Origin of the sequence: Mycolicibacterium gadium, assembly GCF_010728925.1 — a bacterium.
Classification (GTDB): Bacteria; Actinomycetota; Actinomycetes; order Mycobacteriales; family Mycobacteriaceae; genus Mycobacterium; species Mycobacterium gadium.
In genome coordinates this window covers 2870681-2887237 of the sequence record NZ_AP022608.1, presented here as the reverse complement: position 1 = coordinate 2887237, position 16557 = coordinate 2870681, and the positions used below count along the sequence as shown (strand labels likewise).

The window sequence follows — 16557 nt, the reverse complement described above, 5'->3', positions numbered from 1 at the left end:
AGGCACCCACGGAACTCATCGGCCACACTCGACGCATGACGACATGGTTCCGGCTGCCGCTGATTGCGCGCGCCGCGACCATCGGCATCGGCTGGCTCGCCTACTTCGGCCTGATCCTGCGTCTCCTGCCGGCTGACAGCGCAGTTCGGATAACCGTGCCCGTCGGTGTGGCGTGCATCTTGGGATCGGTCGTCACCGCGGTGGCGGATCACCGCATCCACAGCAAGTTCGGCACCGTCGAATGCCTGGCGGAGTACCGCCGCGCACTTCGCACCGGCAAGCTCCCCGAGGCCGCCGACGTCCACGAGTGGGCGCGCTGGCTGCACGGCAGCGCGATGGCCAACGGCGCGGCGGCGCTGTGCGTCCTGCCATTCGTGGTGCTCGGCTTGTTCACCAGCGTCGGCAGCGAGTCGCCGTACCGGTGGCTTCCCGTCGCGGTGTTCGCCTTGCTCCTGGGATGGGGCGTCGTCGTGGTGGCGCGCAGGGGCGCGGGGATCAAACAACTGAACGCCGCCATCGAACGCCGCGGCCGGCCGACCACCCCACCGGCCGCCTCCGCCCCCAGGACGCTGATGACGAAGGGCGTGTTCGATTCCTCGCCGGCGGGCCGACTGGCCTCGGGCTTCCTCATGTGGTTCGCCGGCGCGTTTCTGGTGCTGCTGGTCGTCGACCTCGGGACCCTGGTCTTCGGCGGGCCGTGGATCATGCCGCTTCCGGTCGCCGCCGGTGTGGCGGCGCTGGTGGGCCTGGCCTGGGCGCTGCTCGGTGAGGACCGCGACCTGCGCCGCAATTTCGCGTCGTACGACCAATACGTCGAATACCACCGGACGCTGAGGAGCAGCGAGCTGCCGGCAACCATCGAGCCCGGATTGTGGCGCAGCCGGCTGGCGAGTTCACGCAGGGAGAACTGGGTCAGGGCGGTACTCGCCGCCTTCTTCGTCGTGGTCGGGATCGCGGCGATCGTGGCAGGCCGAAATGGCTATCACTGGGTGATCGCGTCGCTGTGCGAGCTGCTGGCGATCTGGCTGTTGATCAATTGGTGGGGTGCGCGCGAGCGGCTCAGGCGGTTGGGGCAGGCGGTCCACCGGCAAGCGATCCGCCAGACGTGGGGGTGAGTCACGGTGTCGGCGCACGCGCCTAAACTCGTGGCGTGCTCATTGGTTCGCATGTTCACGGAGACGACCCCCTGGCCGACGCGGCGGCCGACGGTGCCGACGTGGTGCAGTTCTTCCTCGGCAATCCGCAGAGCTGGAAGAAGCCCAAGCCCCGTGAGGACGCCGACGTACTCAAGGCGGCCGGCATGCCGCTGTACGTCCACGCGCCGTACTTGATCAACGTGGCTTCGGCCAACAACCGGGTGCGCATCCCGTCGCGCAAGATTCTGCAGGACACGTGCGATGCCGCATCGGAGATCAATGCGACGGCGGTGATCGTGCACGGTGGCCACGCCGACGACAAAGACTATGAGGCGGGCTTCGAACGCTGGGTCAAGGCGCTGGACTACCTCGAGACCGAGGTGCCGGTCTACCTGGAAAACACCGCAGGCGGTGAGCACGCGATGGCCCGGCACTTCGACGTCATCGGGCGGCTGTGGGACCGCATCGGCGACACCGGCATCGGGTTCTGTTTGGACACCTGCCACGCCTGGGCGGCGGGGGAGGAGCTGATCGACGCCGTCGCCCGCATCAAGGCGCTCACCGGCCGCATCGACCTGGTGCACTGCAACGACTCCCGTGATGCCGCAGGGTCGGGCGCCGACCGGCACGCCAATTTCGGCACCGGTCAGATCGACCCCCAGTTGCTTGTCGCGGTGGTCGGCGCCGCCGACGCCCCGGTCATCTGTGAGACTGCCGACGCGGGACGCAAGGACGACATCGCGTTCCTGCGCGAACACCTGGGCTGACCAGCGCCGCGAGACCCGGCGGGGGTGGTCCGGACGGCACGGTGGCATAACGAAAACGTGATTCAAATTTCGGGTGGACGGCTCGTTAACTAGGCTCTCGACGAAACAGGCGGTACTGATCGCCGACCGGCATGCGAGGGGCTGTTTGTGTCCGCCATTGACGAGTCGTCAATTGCGCCGCCGCGCGCGTTGGACACGGTCGAGCCCACTCCCGGGCCGGATCGATCCCGATGGCTGCGGATCACGCGCCGGGTCGCTGTCGCCATCTGGGCGGCGGCCGTCATCTATCGCACCGCAACCGACGGCTTCGCGTTCAACCGCGAACTGGTGCTGCTCTACGTGTGCACGGGCCTGGCGGCGGCCAGCATCGGCCAGGGCCGCCGGATGCTCTACATCATCCGGGACTGGCTGCCGTTCGCCCTGGTGCTCATCGCCTACGACCTGAGCAGGGGAGCGGCCGACATGATCGGCCGGCCGACGCTGTGGGAGTGGCCCGCCGACGTCGACCGCTGGCTGTTCGCGGGCACGATGCCGACGGTATGGCTGCAGGAGCAGCTGAAGCTTCCCGAGCCGCCCTGGTGGGAAGTGGTCATCAGCAGCGTCTACATGTCGTTCTTCATCCTTCCCTACGTGGTCGCGGCGGTGCTGTGGCTGCGTGATCGCGAGGAATGGAAGTCATTCGTCAAGCTGTTCGTCGGTCTCAATATCGTGGGGCTGTCGATCTATGCGACGCTGCCTGCCGCACCGCCGTGGGCAGCCGCCCGCTGCACCTCGGCGGACGTCGCCGGTGGCCCCGCGAACCCGCGATGCATGTTCAGATCAGCGCGCGGTGTGCCCGACGGCGGTGTGCTCGGGGCAATGCAGTCCACGCAGGACGGCGCGAACAACTGGATCGAACGGATCGTCGGCCGGGGTTGGGGCAATCTGAATCTGCAATCGGCGACGGCGCTGCTGGACCAGGGTCAGGCGAGCGTCAACCTCGTCGCGGCCATTCCATCGCTGCATGCCGGTATGACTGCCGCGGTGGCGATGTTCCTGTGGAACCGGGTGCACCGCGGGTGGCGGCCGGTGCTGGTGATCTATCCGCTGATCATGGCGTTCACGCTGGTGTACACCGCCGAGCACTACGTCATCGACATCCTGCTGGGTTGGGTGCTCGCAGTGGTGGTGATCCTTCTGCTCAACCGTCACGAGGCGCGACGTGCGCGACGAAGGCTGTCCGTGGAGAGTCTGCCGAGCCCGGTGCCCGATCGGTGACCGGATCCGCGCGTGGCTGTTGAGTCGCGCGGCTACCGAATCCACTACACGGTGGAGGGCGCCGGACCGCCGCTGCTGCTGATCGCGGGGACCCTGTGCGCGGCACGGCACTGGCGCGACTTCGGATACACAGAGGCTCTTGTCCGGGATTGGCGCGTCATCAATGTCGATCCCCTCGGGCATGGGGCCAGCGACGCCCCGCACGACGCGGGCGCCTACGTAGCCGCAGGGGTGACGAGCGACCTGGTCGCGGTTCTCGATGCCGAGGGGATCGACCGCGTCACCGCATGGGGGTATTCGCGCGGCGGATGGCTGGCCTGCAACCTCGCCAGCCGCCATCCCGAACGGGTGAGCCACGTGGTGGTCGGCGCCTACGCGATGCACGCCCACGAAGAGGAAGCCGACAGGCTGCTGCGACCGCTGGCGAATTTCTTGCGGCGCGGCGATTGGTCTGCCTTGTGGCGGGCGCTCGGTGTGACCGACCTCGGCTTACAGAAGATGTTCGAGACGGGCAATGACCCGTATGCGGTGGCCGCCGCGATCGAGGGGTCTCTGCGTCCCACGCGATACATCGACCCCGCGACGGTTGGCTGCCCCGCCACGTATTACGTGGGTTCCGAGGACTGGATCGTGCCGCACGTGCGCGCCGACGCAGTGGCTCTTCATGCAACCGTCGACGTGCTCGCCGGCCACGGTCACATCGGTTCCTTCTTCTCGTCCGCCGAACAGGTGCTCGAGGTCATCGCTTCGCGCCTCCAGCGCTGAACGGCAGATATTACGACTCTTGTTCGGCTGTCGGAAAAGTGTAATATCAGCGGCATGTCAGACACGCACGTCGTCACCAATCAGGTTCCGCCGCTGGAGGACTACAACCCAGCCACCTCCCCGGTGCTCACCGAGGCGCTGATCCGTGAAGGCGGCGAGTGGGGCCTTGACGAGGTGACCGATCTCGGTGCGCTCTCGGGTTCGAAGCAGGCGCAGCGCTGGGGTGAGCTCGCCGACCGCAACCAGCCGATTCTGCGCACACACGACCGGTACGGCCACCGGGTCGACGAGGTCGAATACGACCCCGCCTACCACGAGCTGATGACGACGGCGATCGGCCACGGTCTGCACGGCGCACCCTGGGCCGACGACCGTCCCGGTGCCCACGTCGTGCGCGCGGCCAAGACGTCGGTGTGGACGCCCGAACCCGGCCACATCTGCCCGATCTCGATGACGTACGCCGTCGTTCCCGCGCTGCGCCACAACACCGAACTCGCCAAGGTCTACGAGCCGCTGCTGACCAGTCGCGCGTACGACCCCGAACTGAAGGTGCCCGCGACGAAAGCCGGTATCACCGCAGGCATGTCGATGACCGAGAAGCAGGGTGGTTCCGATGTGCGCGCGGGCACAACGCAGGCAACACCGAACGCCGACGGAAGTTACAGCCTGACCGGCCACAAGTGGTTCACCTCGGCACCGATGTGCGACATCTTTCTCGTTCTGGCGCAAGCGCCGAAGGGTCTGTCCTGCTTCTTCCTGCCGCGGATTTTGCCCGACGGCAGCCGCAACCGGATGTTCCTGCAGCGGCTCAAGGACAAGCTCGGCAACCACGCGAACGCCTCCAGTGAAGTCGAATACGACGGTGCGACCGCGTGGCTGGTCGGCGAGGAAGGACGCGGCGTGCCCACCATCATCGAGATGGTCAACCTCACCCGGCTGGACTGCACACTGGGCAGCGCGACGAGTATGCGCGGTGGCCTGGCCCGCGCGATCCACCACGCGCAGCACCGAAAGGCGTTCGGCGAGTACCTGATCGACCAGCCGCTGATGCGCAACGTGCTGGCCGACCTTGCCGTCGAGGCCGAGGCGGCGACCATCCTTGCGATGCGCATGGCCGGTGCCACCGATGCCGCGGTGCGCGGAGACGAGCGCGAGACGCTGCTGCGCCGAATCGGGCTGGCGGCGGGCAAGTACTGGGTGTGCAAGCGGGCCACTCCGCACGCCGCCGAAGCGATGGAATGCCTTGGCGGCAACGGCTACGTCGAGGAGTCCGGGATGCCCAGGCTGTACCGCGAAGCCCCGCTGATGGGCATCTGGGAGGGATCGGGCAACGTCAGCGCGCTGGACACGTTGCGCGCCATGGCAACCCGGCCGGAGTGCGTCGACGTCCTGTTCGACGAGCTGTCCCGCACCGCAGGGCAGGACCCGCGCCTTGATGCCCACGTCGACCGGCTGCGGCCCGAGCTGGGGGATCTCGAGACCATCCAGTACCGCGCCCGCAAGGTCGCCGAGGACATCAGCCTGGCGCTGCAGGGGTCACTGCTGGTGCGCCACGGTCACCCCGCTGTCGCCGAGGCGTTCCTCGCGACGCGGCTGGGCGGGCAGTGGGGCGGCGCCTTCGGAACGTTGCCCACCGGGCTGGATCTCGCGCCGATCCTCGAGCGTGCTCTAGTAAAGGGATGACGCACGCGATCAGGCCGGTGGACTTCGACAACCTGAAGACGATGACCTATGAGGTCACCGATCGGGTTGCCCGCATCACGTTCAACCGCCCCGAGAAGGGCAACGCGATTGTCGCGGACACACCGTTGGAGTTGTCGGCGCTCGTCGAGCGCGCTGACCTCGACCCCAACGTGCACGTGATCCTGGTTTCCGGTCGCGGCGAAGGGTTTTGCGCGGGCTTCGATCTGTCCGCTTACGCCGAGGGCTCCTCGTCGGCGGGCGGCGGCAGTCCCTACAAAGACACCGTGCTGTCGGGTAAGACGCAGGCCGTCAATCATCTGCCCGATCAGCCGTGGGATCCGATGATCGACTACCAGATGATGAGCCGCTTCGTTCGCGGCTTCTCCAGCCTGCTGCACGCGGACAAGCCGACGGTCGCCAAAATCCACGGCTACTGCGTCGCGGGCGGCACCGACATCGCGCTGCACGCCGATCAGGTGATCGCCGCTGCGGATGCCAAGATCGGTTATCCGCCCACCCGGGTCTGGGGTGTGCCCGCCGCCGGGATGTGGGCGCACCGCCTCGGCGACCAGCGCGCCAAACGCCTTCTGCTGACCGGTGATTCGATCACCGGGGCCCAAGCCGCCGAGTGGGGACTCGCGATCGAGGCACCCGCACCGGAGGATCTCGACGAGCGCACGGAACGGCTGGTCGAACGCATCGCCGCTGTCCCGATCAACCAGCTGATCATGGTGAAGCTCGCGATGAACTCCGCGTTGCTCAACCAGGGCACAGCGAACAGCGCGATGGTGTCGACCGTCTTCGACGGTATCGCGCGGCACACCCCGGAAGGGCATGCGTTCGTCGCCCAGTCCCGCGAACACGGGTTCCGGGAGGCGGTGCGCCAGCGTGACGAGCCGTTCGGCGATCATGGTCGGAAGGCGTCCGGGGTCTGACCATGCCACTGCCCTCGCGGATGACGGCCCGCTCGGTCGTGCTGAGCGTCCTCCTCGGGGCGCATCCGGCGTGGGCCACCGCGAGTGAACTCATCAGGCTCACCGCCGATTTCGACATCAAAGAGCCGACCGTTCGGGTGGCGCTGACGAGGATGGTGAGCGCCGGCGACCTGGTGCGATCGGAAGACGGGTACCGGCTGTCCGACCGGCTGCTGGTCAGGCAACGTCGCCAAGACGACGCGATCAACCCGGCGCTGCGAGCGTGGGACGGCACCTGGACGACCCTGGTGATCACCAGTGTCGGCACCGACGCCCGGACGCGGGCCGCGCTGCGAACCACCCTGCAGAACAACAGGTTCGGTGAGCTTCGCGAGGGAGTGTGGTTGCGGCCCGACAACCTCGACACCGTGCTTCCGGCCGAGGTCCTGCAAAAGGGTAGGGAGCTGCGCTGCCGCGACGACGACCCCGTCGAACTCGCCGCCCAGCTATGGGATCTGCCCGGATGGGCACGGGTTGGCCACGAATTGCTCGGCGAAATGGATTCGGCCGCTGATGTTCCCGGCCGCTTCGTCGTCGCGGCGGCCACGGTGCGGCACCTGCTGACCGATCCGGTGCTGCCGCCCGAGCTGCTGCCTGGTGGGTGGCCGGGCGAGGCATTGCGTGAGGCGTACCACGAATTCGCCGCGGAGCTGATTTCGCGGCGTGACAACGAGCTGATGGAGGCGACGTGAGCGGTCCGGCGGGCAGGAGCGAAGCGACCGGGGGATTGGGTGGCGTGCGGGTCGAGAAGAACGGTCCGGTGACGACGGTGATCATGGATCGACCGAAGGCGCGTAACGCGGTCAACGGCCCGGCGGCCACCGAACTGTACGCGGCGTTCGACGAGTTCGACAGGGACGACTCGGCGGCTGTCGCCGTGCTGTGGGGAGACAATGGAACATTCTGTGCGGGAGCCGATCTCAAGGCCTTCGGAACCCCGGACGCCAACCCCGTGCACCGCAGCGGCCCCGGGCCGATGGGTCCGAGCCGGATGGTGCTTTCGAAGCCGGTGATCGCCGCGGTCAGTGGCTACGCCGTCGCGGGCGGTCTGGAACTGGCGCTGTGGTGCGACATGCGAGTGGTCGAACAGGACGCCATCATGGGTGTCTTCTGCCGCCGCTGGGGTGTGCCACTGATCGACGGCGGCACCGTGCGACTGCCGCGGATCGTCGGCCACAGTCGGGCCATGGATCTCATACTCACCGGACGCGCGGTCGCCGCCGACGAGGCGTTCGCCATCGGCCTGGCGAATCGTGTCGTGCCGAAAGGTGAAGCGCGCCAACGGGCCGAGGAGCTCGCAGCCGAGCTCGCCGCACTACCTCAGCAGTGCATGCGCGCAGATCGCCTGTCGATGCTCCATCAGTGGGGGGAGGCGGAAGCCGACGCGATGGACTTCGAGTTCGGCAGCATGTCGAAGGTGGCCGCCGAATCGCTCGAGGGCGCCGCGCGATTCGCCGCGGGAGCAGGACGGCACGGCGCGAGCGCCTAGGCCGCCTGTCGAAGGATCAGGCCTTGCCGATCTTGTTGTTCGAGCCGGTGTCGTTGATCTTCGGATCGCCGTCCTTGTAGGTCACGGTGTTGTTCAGGCCGACGACGCTGATCTCTTTGTCGATGCGGTCGAAGGTGACCTTGTTGTCGGCGCCGCCGATGTTGACGTTGGCGCAGGTGCCCTTGACGGTCAACGTGTTGTTGGAACCACCGATGTTGAGCGACTTGCCATCTGCGCAGTCGATGTCGGCGGTGGTGCCGAACGACCCGTAGTTGATGGTGTTGCCGACCTCGACCTGTGCACCGGACGTGCCTGCGGTCGCGGACGGTGTCGTGGTGTCCGAGCTCTCCGACCCGCAGCCCGCGAGCACCAAGGCGGCCGCAGCGACGGCGACGGCCAGGGCCGATGCGCGCCTCATCCGACCAACCTGTGCACGTTGTTCGTCATGCCCAGTTCGCGGCCGCGATCCCAGATTTTCGGTGCACCGTTCTTGTACAGAACGGTTTGATCCCAGCCGTAGACCGTCACGTCGTTGATGATGTTGTCGGCGACGACGAGGTTGCCGTTGCCCTGCACGGTCACCGCCCAGCAGGTGCCCAGCGCGGTGATCTCGTTGCCGCCGCCGTTCACCAGCAGGGTGCGGTTGTTGCAGTCGATCGTCTGTTTGATGCCGCTACCGGTGATGTGGGTGTCGCCCTGGACGTCGTCACCGACGACGACGTTGCCGGCGCACTGACGCAGATACGGATTGCAGACCCCGGGCGGTTGCGCATTCGCGCCGGGAACTCCGACAGTCATCGCTACGGGCAGGGCAATGAGACATGCCGGCACGGCCCGGACCACAAGACTCCAGATCATGGGGAGAGAGTACGGGCTGGAGTCCAGGTCCAGGCGAGGTTCGTCCAAGTCGCCAACCGCGACGGCGCTGGGTAGCGTGTCAGGTGCGATGCGTTGGCGTGTCAATCAGGTTGCTGTCACGGCGGTCACAGTGGCGGCGATCGTTGCAGGATGTTCTTCGACCGTCGGCGGTACCGCGCTACGGGCGCATCCCGCCGTACCCGATCCCACCCGTAGCTACGGCTATGCCGAGGATCGCTGCGGACTGCTGCTCGACGGCACCGTTCAAGAAACGCTGGGCGCGGATAATGTGGTGCGTCCCTACAGCGGTGCGGTGTGTCAGTACGTGCTGGCGCGCGGCGACATGACGATCGACGTGACGTTCTCCTGGTTCGAATCCGGCAGCCTCGAGCGTGAGCGGGAGCTGGCCACCGAACGCGGCGCGACGATCACCGATGCCGACATCGAACGGCACGAGGCCTTCCTGGCCACGCGCAACACCACGGGTGCGGCCTGCTCGGCCACGGCCGCGGCAGGCACCGGCGTGTTGAGCTGGTGGGTGCAGTTCCGCCGCGACGCCGGTGGGGCCGATCCGTGCCCGGATGCCGAGAAGTTGCTTTCGGCGACGCTGCGATCGGACATGTAGATGACTGCGCGGCAAGCGGTTCGGTGGGCGGTGACGACGATCGCGGTGGCGACGGCGCTTTCCGGCTGCGGCCCGTCGGACTCGTCGGAGCAGAGTTCGGCGCCGCCGGCCCCGGCAGCGGGCGCGGCCGGCGCGGGCTTTCGCAGCGGCGACTGCAACGGCGTCACCGACGCGGACATCACCGCCGCCGTCGGGCAGGGCAAGTTCACGAAATCCGTCGTCAGCGACGCCGGCTGCTTCTGGCAGGAGAATTCGGTCTTCGGCACCGTCGGCGCGGGCATGGGGATCTCGACGTGGTGGTATCGCGGCAGCGATATGGACACCGAGCGGTCGCTGGAACAAACCGCCGGACGCACGCTGACCGAACTGTCGCTGGACGGCAACAAGGGTTTCAAGGCCTACGACGGCAACGCCTGCAGCATCTACGTGGCCAAAGGCGGCGATGTCATCACCTGGTCGATCCAGACGTTGAACCCAGCGATGCTGCCCGATCTGTGTGCCGTCACCGAGCAGCTCGCTCAGCTGAGTCAGGATCGGATCAACTGACGTCAACGGGCTCCCCGGGCAGGGAACCGACCAGGACAAACTAGAGGTGTTAGTTTTGCCCGGTCCGAAGCGCGAAAATCCACACCGGAGGAGGCGACGCACATGGCAGCTCAGCCGACGAGTACCTCCGGCCGGCGCCCGGCGAGGTTGAGTCGCGACTCCATCGTCAACGCCGCCCTGACGTTCCTGGACCGCGAGGGCTGGGACGCACTCACGATCAACGCGTTGGCGACCCAGCTCGGCACCAAGGGTCCGTCGCTCTACAACCATGTGCACAGCCTGGAAGACCTACGCCGAACAGTGCGAATGCGGGTGGTGGCGGACATCATCGGGATGCTCAACACCGTCGGCCAGGGGCGCACCCGAGACGACGCGGTGACGGCCATGGCGTCGGCCTACCGCAGCTATGCCCACCATCATCCGGGGCGGTATTCGGCGTTCACGCGGATGCCGCTCGGCGGCGACGACCCGGAGTTCACCGAGGCGACCCGCGCCGCTGCCGCGCCGGTGATCTCGGTCCTGGGCTCCTACGGGCTCGACGGTGAGAACGCGTTCTACGCCGCGCTGGAATTCTGGTCGGCCATGCACGGTTTCGTGCTGCTGGAGATGACGGGGGCGATGAACGGCATCGACGCCGACGCGGTCTACAGCGACATGGTCGTGCGCCTGGCGTCCGGAATGGAGCGGCGCTGACCGCATGTGCGCGACCGCTAGCGCTGACCTGCGGTTAGGCGGTTGGGCGCAGGTTTGGACGGGGCGCGCCACCCTGGTATTGTGGACGATCGTGCCTGGCAGATAAGGCGCATTGCGGATCGGGCCTTCGGGAAATGTCAGCAAGCATGCCTGCACGCCGGGCCAATTCGCGTGTCCACGAAGCCTAGAGGAAATCCTCGCGGCGGGCGCATGCGACACACCCGATCGCGGGGTACGTGAGCGGGACATAACTGCAGTACAGAGACTTTGAGCAAGACCCAGAGATAGACAAGCAACACAGAAAGCCGGTAGATGCCAACCATTCAGCAGCTGGTCCGCAAGGGTCGCCGCGACAAGATCGCCAAGGTCAAGACCGCGGCCCTCAAGGGCAGCCCGCAGCGCCGCGGCGTGTGCACCCGCGTGTACACCACCACCCCGAAGAAGCCGAACTCGGCGCTTCGGAAGGTGGCGCGCGTCAAGCTGACGAGCGCGGTTGAGGTCACCGCGTACATCCCCGGTGAAGGCCACAACCTGCAGGAGCACTCGATGGTGCTCGTGCGTGGCGGTCGTGTGAAGGACCTGCCGGGTGTGCGCTACAAGATCATCCGCGGTTCGCTCGACACCCAGGGTGTGAAGAACCGCAAGCAAGCGCGCAGCCGCTACGGCGCCAAGAAGGAGAAGAGCTGATGCCGCGCAAGGGGCCTGCACCCAAGCGTCCGTTGGTCAACGACCCGGTCTACGGGTCGCAGCTGGTCACCCAGTTGGTCAACAAAGTTCTGCTGGACGGGAAGAAATCGCTGGCCGAACGCATTGTTTATGGTGCGCTCGAGCAGGCCCGCGACAAGACGGGCACCGATCCGGTGGTCACCCTGAAGCGGGCTCTCGACAACGTCAAGCCGGCCCTCGAGGTCCGCAGCCGACGCGTCGGTGGCGCCACCTACCAGGTTCCCGTCGAGGTCCGACCGGATCGTTCGGTCACCTTGGCACTGCGCTGGCTGGTCAGCTTCTCCAAGGCCCGCCGCGAAAAGACCATGATCGAGCGCCTGGCGAACGAGATCCTCGACGCCAGCAATGGCCTGGGTGCCGCCGTCAAGCGACGTGAGGACACCCACAAGATGGCTGAGGCGAACCGAGCCTTCGCGCACTACCGCTGGTGAGCGCCAAAGCTTCGCTTTGACGCCGCAGCGCAGCGGCAAGGCATAACAAGACAGTCTTTAGACCGTATTAGTTCCCGGAGGGAATCCTGTGGCACAGAAGGACGTGCTGACCGACCTGACCAAGGTCCGCAACATCGGCATCATGGCCCACATCGATGCCGGTAAGACGACGACGACCGAGCGCATCCTCTACTACACCGGCATCAGCTACAAGATCGGTGAGGTGCACGACGGCGCCGCCACCATGGACTGGATGGAGCAGGAGCAGGAGCGGGGTATCACCATCACCTCCGCCGCCACCACCTGCTTCTGGAACGACAACCAGATCAACATCATCGACACTCCCGGGCACGTCGACTTCACCGTCGAGGTGGAGCGCAGCCTGCGCGTTCTCGATGGTGCCGTTGCCGTGTTCGACGGCAAGGAAGGTGTCGAGCCGCAGTCCGAGCAGGTTTGGCGCCAGGCCGACAAGTACGACGTTCCCCGCATCTGCTTCGTCAACAAGATGGACAAGATCGGCGCGGACTTCTACTTCTCGGTGCGCACCATGGAAGAGCGCCTCGGCGCCAATGTCATCCCGATCCAGCTACCGGTCGGCTCCGAGGGCGACTTCGAGGGCATCATCGACCTGGTCGAGATGAAGGCCAAGGTCTGGCGCGGCGAGACCAAGCTCGGTGAGACCTACGAAACCGTCGACATCCCAGCCGATTTGGCTGAGAAGGCCGACGAGTACCGCACCAAGCTGCTCGAGGCGGTCGCCGAGACCGACGAGTCGCTGCTGGAGAAGTACTTCGGCGGCGAAGAGCTGTCGGTCGAGGAGATCAAGGGTGCGCTGCGCAAGCTCACCATCAATTCCGAGGCCTACTTGGTGCTGTGCGGCAGCGCGTTCAAGAACAAGGGTGTGCAGCCCATGCTCGACGCGGTGATCGACTACCTGCCTTCGCCGCTGGACGTGCCGCCGGCCGAAGGCCACGTGCCCGGCAAGGAAGACGAGCTGATCAGCCGCAAGCCGTCGACCGACGAGCCGTTCTCGGCGCTGGCGTTCAAGGTCGCCACGCACCCGTTCTTCGGCAAGCTGACCTACGTCCGCGTGTACTCGGGCACTGTCGAGTCCGGCAGCCAGGTCATCAACGCCACCAAGGGCAAGAAGGAGCGCCTGGGCAAGCTGTTCCAGATGCACTCCAACAAGGAGAACCCGGTCGAACGGGCCTCCGCGGGGCACATCTACGCCGTCATCGGACTCAAGGACACCACCACCGGTGACACGCTGTCGGATCCCAACCAGCAGGTCGTGCTGGAGTCGATGACGTTCCCCGATCCGGTGATCGAGGTGGCCATCGAGCCCAAGACCAAGAGCGACCAGGAGAAGCTCGGCACGGCGATCCAGAAGCTGGCCGAAGAGGATCCCACCTTCAAGGTGCACCTGGACCAGGAGACCGGCCAGACCGTCATCGGCGGTATGGGCGAGCTGCACCTGGACATCCTGGTGGACCGGATGAAGCGCGAGTTCAAGGTCGAGGCCAACGTCGGCAAGCCGCAGGTCGCCTACAAGGAGACCATCCGCCGCAAGGTGGAGAAGGTCGAGTTCACCCACAAGAAGCAGACGGGTGGCTCGGGCCAGTTCGCGAAGGTGCTCATCGACCTGGAGCCGTTCAGCGGCGAGGACGGGGCGACCTACGAGTTCGAGAACAAGGTCACCGGTGGCCGCATCCCCCGCGAGTACATTCCGTCGGTGGATGCCGGAGCGCAGGACGCCATGCAGTACGGCGTGCTGGCCGGCTACCCGCTGGTGAACGTGAAGGTCACCCTGCTCGACGGCGCCTACCACGAGGTCGACTCGTCGGAAATGGCGTTCAAGGTCGCAGGATCGCAGGTGCTGAAAAAGGCTGCAGGCCAAGCACAACCGGTGATCCTCGAGCCGATCATGGCCGTCGAGGTCACCACACCCGAGGACTACATGGGTGAAGTGATCGGCGACCTGAACTCCCGCCGTGGTCAGATTCAGGCCATGGAGGAGCGGGCAGGTGCACGCGTCGTCAAGGCGCACGTGCCGCTGTCGGAGATGTTCGGTTACGTCGGAGACCTTCGGTCGAAGACCCAGGGCCGGGCGAACTACTCCATGGTTTTCGACTCGTACGCTGAAGTTCCGGCGAACGTGTCGAAGGAGATCATCGCGAAGGCGACCGGACAGTAGCCCGGTTGGTTCGCGAGGAACCACAACTGCAAAGATCAAGCATTGCTTCACATCAGTCAGTAGAAGCACCAACAAGTCCAGGAGGACACAGAAGTGGCGAAGGCGAAGTTCGAGCGGACGAAGCCGCACGTCAACATCGGGACCATTGGTCACGTTGACCACGGCAAGACCACGCTGACCGCAGCAATCACCAAGGTTCTGCACGACAAGTATCCCGAGTTGAACGAGTCGCGCGCATTCGACCAGATCGACAATGCGCCTGAGGAGCGTCAGCGCGGCATCACGATCAACATCTCCCACGTGGAGTACCAGACCGACAAGCGCCACTACGCGCACGTCGACGCCCCTGGCCACGCGGACTACATCAAGAACATGATCACCGGTGCCGCCCAGATGGACGGCGCGATCCTGGTGGTCGCCGCGACCGATGGCCCCATGCCCCAGACGCGTGAGCACGTGCTGCTCGCCCGTCAGGTCGGCGTGCCCTACATCCTCGTTGCCCTCAACAAGGCCGACATGGTCGACGACGAGGAGCTCATCGAGCTCGTCGAGATGGAGGTCCGCGAGCTGCTGAGCGCCCAGGAGTTCGACGAGGACGCTCCCGTCATCAAGGTGTCGGCGCTCAAGGCCCTCGAGGGTGACCCGGAGTGGGTCAAGTCCGTCGAGGATCTGATGGACGCCGTCGACGAGTCGATCCCGGACCCGGTCCGTGAGACCGACAAGCCGTTCCTGATGCCCGTCGAGGACGTCTTCACGATCACCGGCCGCGGCACCGTGGTCACCGGTCGTGTCGAGCGCGGCATCGTCAACGTGAACGAGGAGGTCGAGATCGTCGGCATCCGTCCGGAGACCACCAAGACCACGGTCACCGGCGTCGAGATGTTCCGCAAGCTGCTCGATCAGGGCCAGGCCGGTGACAACGTCGGTCTGCTGCTTCGCGGCATCAAGCGTGAGGACGTCGAGCGCGGCCAGGTCGTCGTGAAGCCCGGCACCACCACGCCGCACACCGAGTTCGAGGGCAGCGTCTACATCCTGTCCAAGGACGAGGGTGGCCGGCACACGCCGTTCTTCAACAACTACCGTCCGCAGTTCTACTTCCGCACCACGGACGTGACCGGCGTTGTGACCCTCCCTGAGGGCACCGAGATGGTGATGCCCGGTGACAACACCGACATCTCCGTCAAGCTGATCCAGCCCGTCGCCATGGACGAGGGCCTCCGCTTCGCGATCCGCGAGGGTGGCCGTACCGTCGGCGCAGGCCGGGTCACCAAGATCGTCAAGTAGTCCGAGCAGACGCAGAAACCCCCTAAATCGAGAGATTTAGGGGGTTTTCGCGTCTTGTCGTCGAGGACACTAGGTCATCGTCAGCACCATGCGGAACCGGGCGTCGCCGCTCATCATCTTGTCGAAGGCAGCCTGAGCCTGCGACAGCGGCATCGTCTCGATCATCGGTCGCACGCCGGTGATCGCCGAAAAGCGCAGCGTGTCTTCCGAATCCTGCGATGTCCCCGAGGCATGGCCCTGCACTGCCGCGGATTTGAAGATCAACGGCGCCAACGGTGTCTCCATCGGTTCGGACGGTGCACCGACGACGACGAGCTGACCGCGGGCCTTGAGGCCGTCGATCGTCGCCGCCATCGCGTCGGCCACGGTGACCGTGGCGAGGATGACCTGCGCGCCACCGAGCTTGTTCAGTTCCTCGGCGACATCGACGGCCTTCGAGTCGATGTAATGATGCGCGCCAAGCTCTTTCGCCAGCGGCTCCTTGTCGGTGCCGCGCGCAATGGCAGCCACTTCGAAGCCCATCTTCGCCGCGAACTGGATACCGAGGTGCCCGAGACCGCCGACGCCGAGCACCGCGACGAGGTCGCCCGGCCGCGCCACCGATTCGCGCAGCGCGTTGAACGTCGTGATACCGGCGCACAGCAGCGGCGCGGCATCCACGTCGGCAAGGTCGTCGGGGACGCGGGCCAGGGCTTCGGCGGGCGCCACCATGTACTCGGCGTAACCGCCGTCGTATGAGATGCCGGGGATCTCCGCGTTCTCGCACGAGATGAAGTCGCCGCGCCGACAGGCCTCGCAGGTGAAATCGCAACCGCCGAACCAGCCGACGCCGACGCGGTCTCCGACCGCCCAGGACGTGACGCCGTCCCCGACCGCATCGACGACGCCTGCGACCTCGTGGCCGGGCGCGCGCGGGAACGAATTGCCCATCATGCCGATCACGGTCAGGACGTCGGAGTGGCAGACGCCGCAGGCATGGACCTTTACTCGGACTTGCCGCGGACCTGGTTCTGGGATGTCGACGTCGGTGATTTCGAACTTCGCATTCGCCGCGGGGATGCGGGCGATCTTCATCGTGGCCACCTCGGCGACATTAATCCGGCGCTGTGAGGTATGCCACTCGGACCCC

18 protein-coding genes are annotated in these 16557 nt (G+C 66.1%); 15 read left to right on the top strand and 3 right to left on the bottom strand.

The window, feature by feature from the left end:
• Positions 1-35: 35 nt before the first annotated feature.
• The 8 genes from G6N36_RS14120 to G6N36_RS14085 all read left to right on the top strand — a co-directional run bounded on the left by G6N36_RS14120 (position 36) and on the right by G6N36_RS14085 (position 8071).
• Complete coding sequence (locus G6N36_RS14120) at positions 36-1115, top strand: hypothetical protein (RefSeq protein ID WP_163687038.1); 1080 nt, start codon at positions 36-38, stop codon at positions 1113-1115.
• A 35-nt stretch (positions 1116-1150) separates the two neighbouring features.
• Positions 1151-1903, top strand: a complete 753-nt coding sequence (locus G6N36_RS14115) for a deoxyribonuclease IV (RefSeq protein ID WP_163687037.1) — start codon at positions 1151-1153, stop codon at positions 1901-1903.
• A 147-nt stretch (positions 1904-2050) separates the two neighbouring features.
• Positions 2051-3160: a phosphatase PAP2 family protein gene (locus G6N36_RS14110; RefSeq protein ID WP_163687036.1), complete on the top strand. Its 1110-nt coding sequence runs from the start codon at positions 2051-2053 to the stop codon at positions 3158-3160.
• Between the two features lie 12 nt (positions 3161-3172).
• Entirely contained in the window at positions 3173-3925 is a 753-nt protein-coding gene (locus tag G6N36_RS14105; protein ID WP_163687035.1) for an alpha/beta fold hydrolase, read from the top strand.
• Between the two features lie 54 nt (positions 3926-3979).
• Positions 3980-5608 carry an acyl-CoA dehydrogenase family protein gene (locus G6N36_RS14100; RefSeq protein ID WP_163687034.1) on the top strand — a complete coding sequence of 543 codons (1629 nt, stop codon included), beginning with the start codon at positions 3980-3982 and terminating at the stop codon, positions 5606-5608.
• Entirely contained in the window at positions 5605-6543 is a 939-nt protein-coding gene (locus tag G6N36_RS14095; RefSeq protein ID WP_163687033.1) for a crotonase/enoyl-CoA hydratase family protein, read from the top strand. The genes G6N36_RS14100 and G6N36_RS14095 overlap by 4 nt, the downstream gene beginning before the upstream one ends.
• A gap of 2 nt (positions 6544-6545) precedes the next feature.
• On the top strand, positions 6546-7274 hold the full coding sequence (locus tag G6N36_RS14090) for a PaaX family transcriptional regulator C-terminal domain-containing protein (RefSeq protein ID WP_163687032.1): 729 nt from the start codon (positions 6546-6548) through the stop codon (positions 7272-7274).
• Between the two features lie 44 nt (positions 7275-7318).
• Positions 7319-8071 (top strand): crotonase/enoyl-CoA hydratase family protein, encoded by a 753-nt coding sequence (locus G6N36_RS14085; protein ID WP_163690678.1) that lies wholly within the window; start codon positions 7319-7321, stop codon positions 8069-8071.
• Positions 8072-8087: 16 nt separating this feature from the next.
• On the opposite strand, the gene G6N36_RS14080 is transcribed toward G6N36_RS14085, so the two are convergent.
• Both G6N36_RS14080 and G6N36_RS14075 read right to left on the bottom strand, forming a co-directional pair.
• Positions 8088-8489, bottom strand: a complete 402-nt coding sequence (locus G6N36_RS14080; protein ID WP_163687031.1) for a DUF3060 domain-containing protein — start codon at positions 8487-8489, stop codon at positions 8088-8090.
• Entirely contained in the window at positions 8486-8929 is a 444-nt protein-coding gene (locus G6N36_RS14075) for a DUF3060 domain-containing protein (RefSeq protein WP_163687030.1), read from the bottom strand. The genes G6N36_RS14080 and G6N36_RS14075 overlap by 4 nt, the downstream gene beginning before the upstream one ends.
• Before the next feature lie 88 nt (positions 8930-9017).
• On the opposite strand from G6N36_RS14075, the gene G6N36_RS14070 reads away from it, so the two are divergent.
• From G6N36_RS14070 to tuf, 7 genes are all read left to right on the top strand, one after another.
• Entirely contained in the window at positions 9018-9554 is a 537-nt protein-coding gene (locus G6N36_RS14070; RefSeq protein WP_163687029.1) for a DUF3558 domain-containing protein, read from the top strand.
• On the top strand, positions 9555-10100 hold the full coding sequence (locus tag G6N36_RS14065) for a DUF3558 domain-containing protein (RefSeq protein WP_163687028.1): 546 nt from the start codon (positions 9555-9557) through the stop codon (positions 10098-10100).
• Between the two features lie 102 nt (positions 10101-10202).
• The gene (locus G6N36_RS14060; RefSeq protein ID WP_083124552.1) at positions 10203-10793 is read left to right on the top strand and encodes a TetR/AcrR family transcriptional regulator; all 591 of its coding nucleotides are present in this window, start codon (positions 10203-10205) and stop codon (positions 10791-10793) included.
• A 312-nt stretch (positions 10794-11105) separates the two neighbouring features.
• Positions 11106-11480 carry a 30S ribosomal protein S12 gene (rpsL, locus tag G6N36_RS14055; protein ID WP_014209181.1) on the top strand — a complete coding sequence of 125 codons (375 nt, stop codon included), beginning with the start codon at positions 11106-11108 and terminating at the stop codon, positions 11478-11480.
• Positions 11480-11950 (top strand): 30S ribosomal protein S7, encoded by a 471-nt coding sequence (rpsG, locus tag G6N36_RS14050; protein ID WP_014209180.1) that lies wholly within the window; start codon positions 11480-11482, stop codon positions 11948-11950. The genes rpsL and rpsG overlap by 1 nt, the downstream gene beginning before the upstream one ends.
• A gap of 88 nt (positions 11951-12038) precedes the next feature.
• Positions 12039-14144, top strand: coding sequence for an elongation factor G (gene fusA / locus G6N36_RS14045; protein WP_163687027.1), 2106 nt, complete (start codon positions 12039-12041; stop codon positions 14142-14144).
• A gap of 93 nt (positions 14145-14237) precedes the next feature.
• Positions 14238-15428 carry an elongation factor Tu gene (gene tuf / locus G6N36_RS14040; protein WP_163687026.1) on the top strand — a complete coding sequence of 397 codons (1191 nt, stop codon included), beginning with the start codon at positions 14238-14240 and terminating at the stop codon, positions 15426-15428.
• A gap of 69 nt (positions 15429-15497) precedes the next feature.
• On the opposite strand, the gene G6N36_RS14035 is transcribed toward tuf, so the two are convergent.
• Complete coding sequence (locus tag G6N36_RS14035; protein WP_163690677.1) at positions 15498-16502, bottom strand: alcohol dehydrogenase; 1005 nt, start codon at positions 16500-16502, stop codon at positions 15498-15500.
• Positions 16503-16557 lie beyond the last annotated feature (55 nt).

Bases quoted from the DNA above. Each gene is read 5' to 3' on its own strand.
- rpsG (WP_014209180.1), top strand. From the start codon at position 11,480: ATGCCGCGCAAGGGGCCTGCACCCAAGCGTCCGTTGGTCAACGACCCG.
- G6N36_RS14080 (WP_163687031.1), bottom strand. From the start codon at position 8,489: ATGAGGCGCGCATCGGCCCTGGCCGTCGCCGTCGCTGCGGCCGCCTTG.
- G6N36_RS14035 (WP_163690677.1), bottom strand. From the start codon at position 16,502: ATGAAGATCGCCCGCATCCCCGCGGCGAATGCGAAGTTCGAAATCACC.
- rpsL (WP_014209181.1), top strand. From the start codon at position 11,106: ATGCCAACCATTCAGCAGCTGGTCCGCAAGGGTCGCCGCGACAAGATC.
- G6N36_RS14075 (WP_163687030.1), bottom strand. From the start codon at position 8,929: ATGATCTGGAGTCTTGTGGTCCGGGCCGTGCCGGCATGTCTCATTGCC.
- G6N36_RS14060 (WP_083124552.1), top strand. From the start codon at position 10,203: ATGGCAGCTCAGCCGACGAGTACCTCCGGCCGGCGCCCGGCGAGGTTG.
- G6N36_RS14090 (WP_163687032.1), top strand. From the start codon at position 6,546: ATGCCACTGCCCTCGCGGATGACGGCCCGCTCGGTCGTGCTGAGCGTC.
- G6N36_RS14120 (WP_163687038.1), top strand. From the start codon at position 36: ATGACGACATGGTTCCGGCTGCCGCTGATTGCGCGCGCCGCGACCATC.
- G6N36_RS14095 (WP_163687033.1), top strand. From the start codon at position 5,605: ATGACGCACGCGATCAGGCCGGTGGACTTCGACAACCTGAAGACGATG.
- G6N36_RS14065 (WP_163687028.1), top strand. From the start codon at position 9,555: ATGACTGCGCGGCAAGCGGTTCGGTGGGCGGTGACGACGATCGCGGTG.
- G6N36_RS14070 (WP_163687029.1), top strand. From the start codon at position 9,018: ATGCGTTGGCGTGTCAATCAGGTTGCTGTCACGGCGGTCACAGTGGCG.
- G6N36_RS14100 (WP_163687034.1), top strand. From the start codon at position 3,980: ATGTCAGACACGCACGTCGTCACCAATCAGGTTCCGCCGCTGGAGGAC.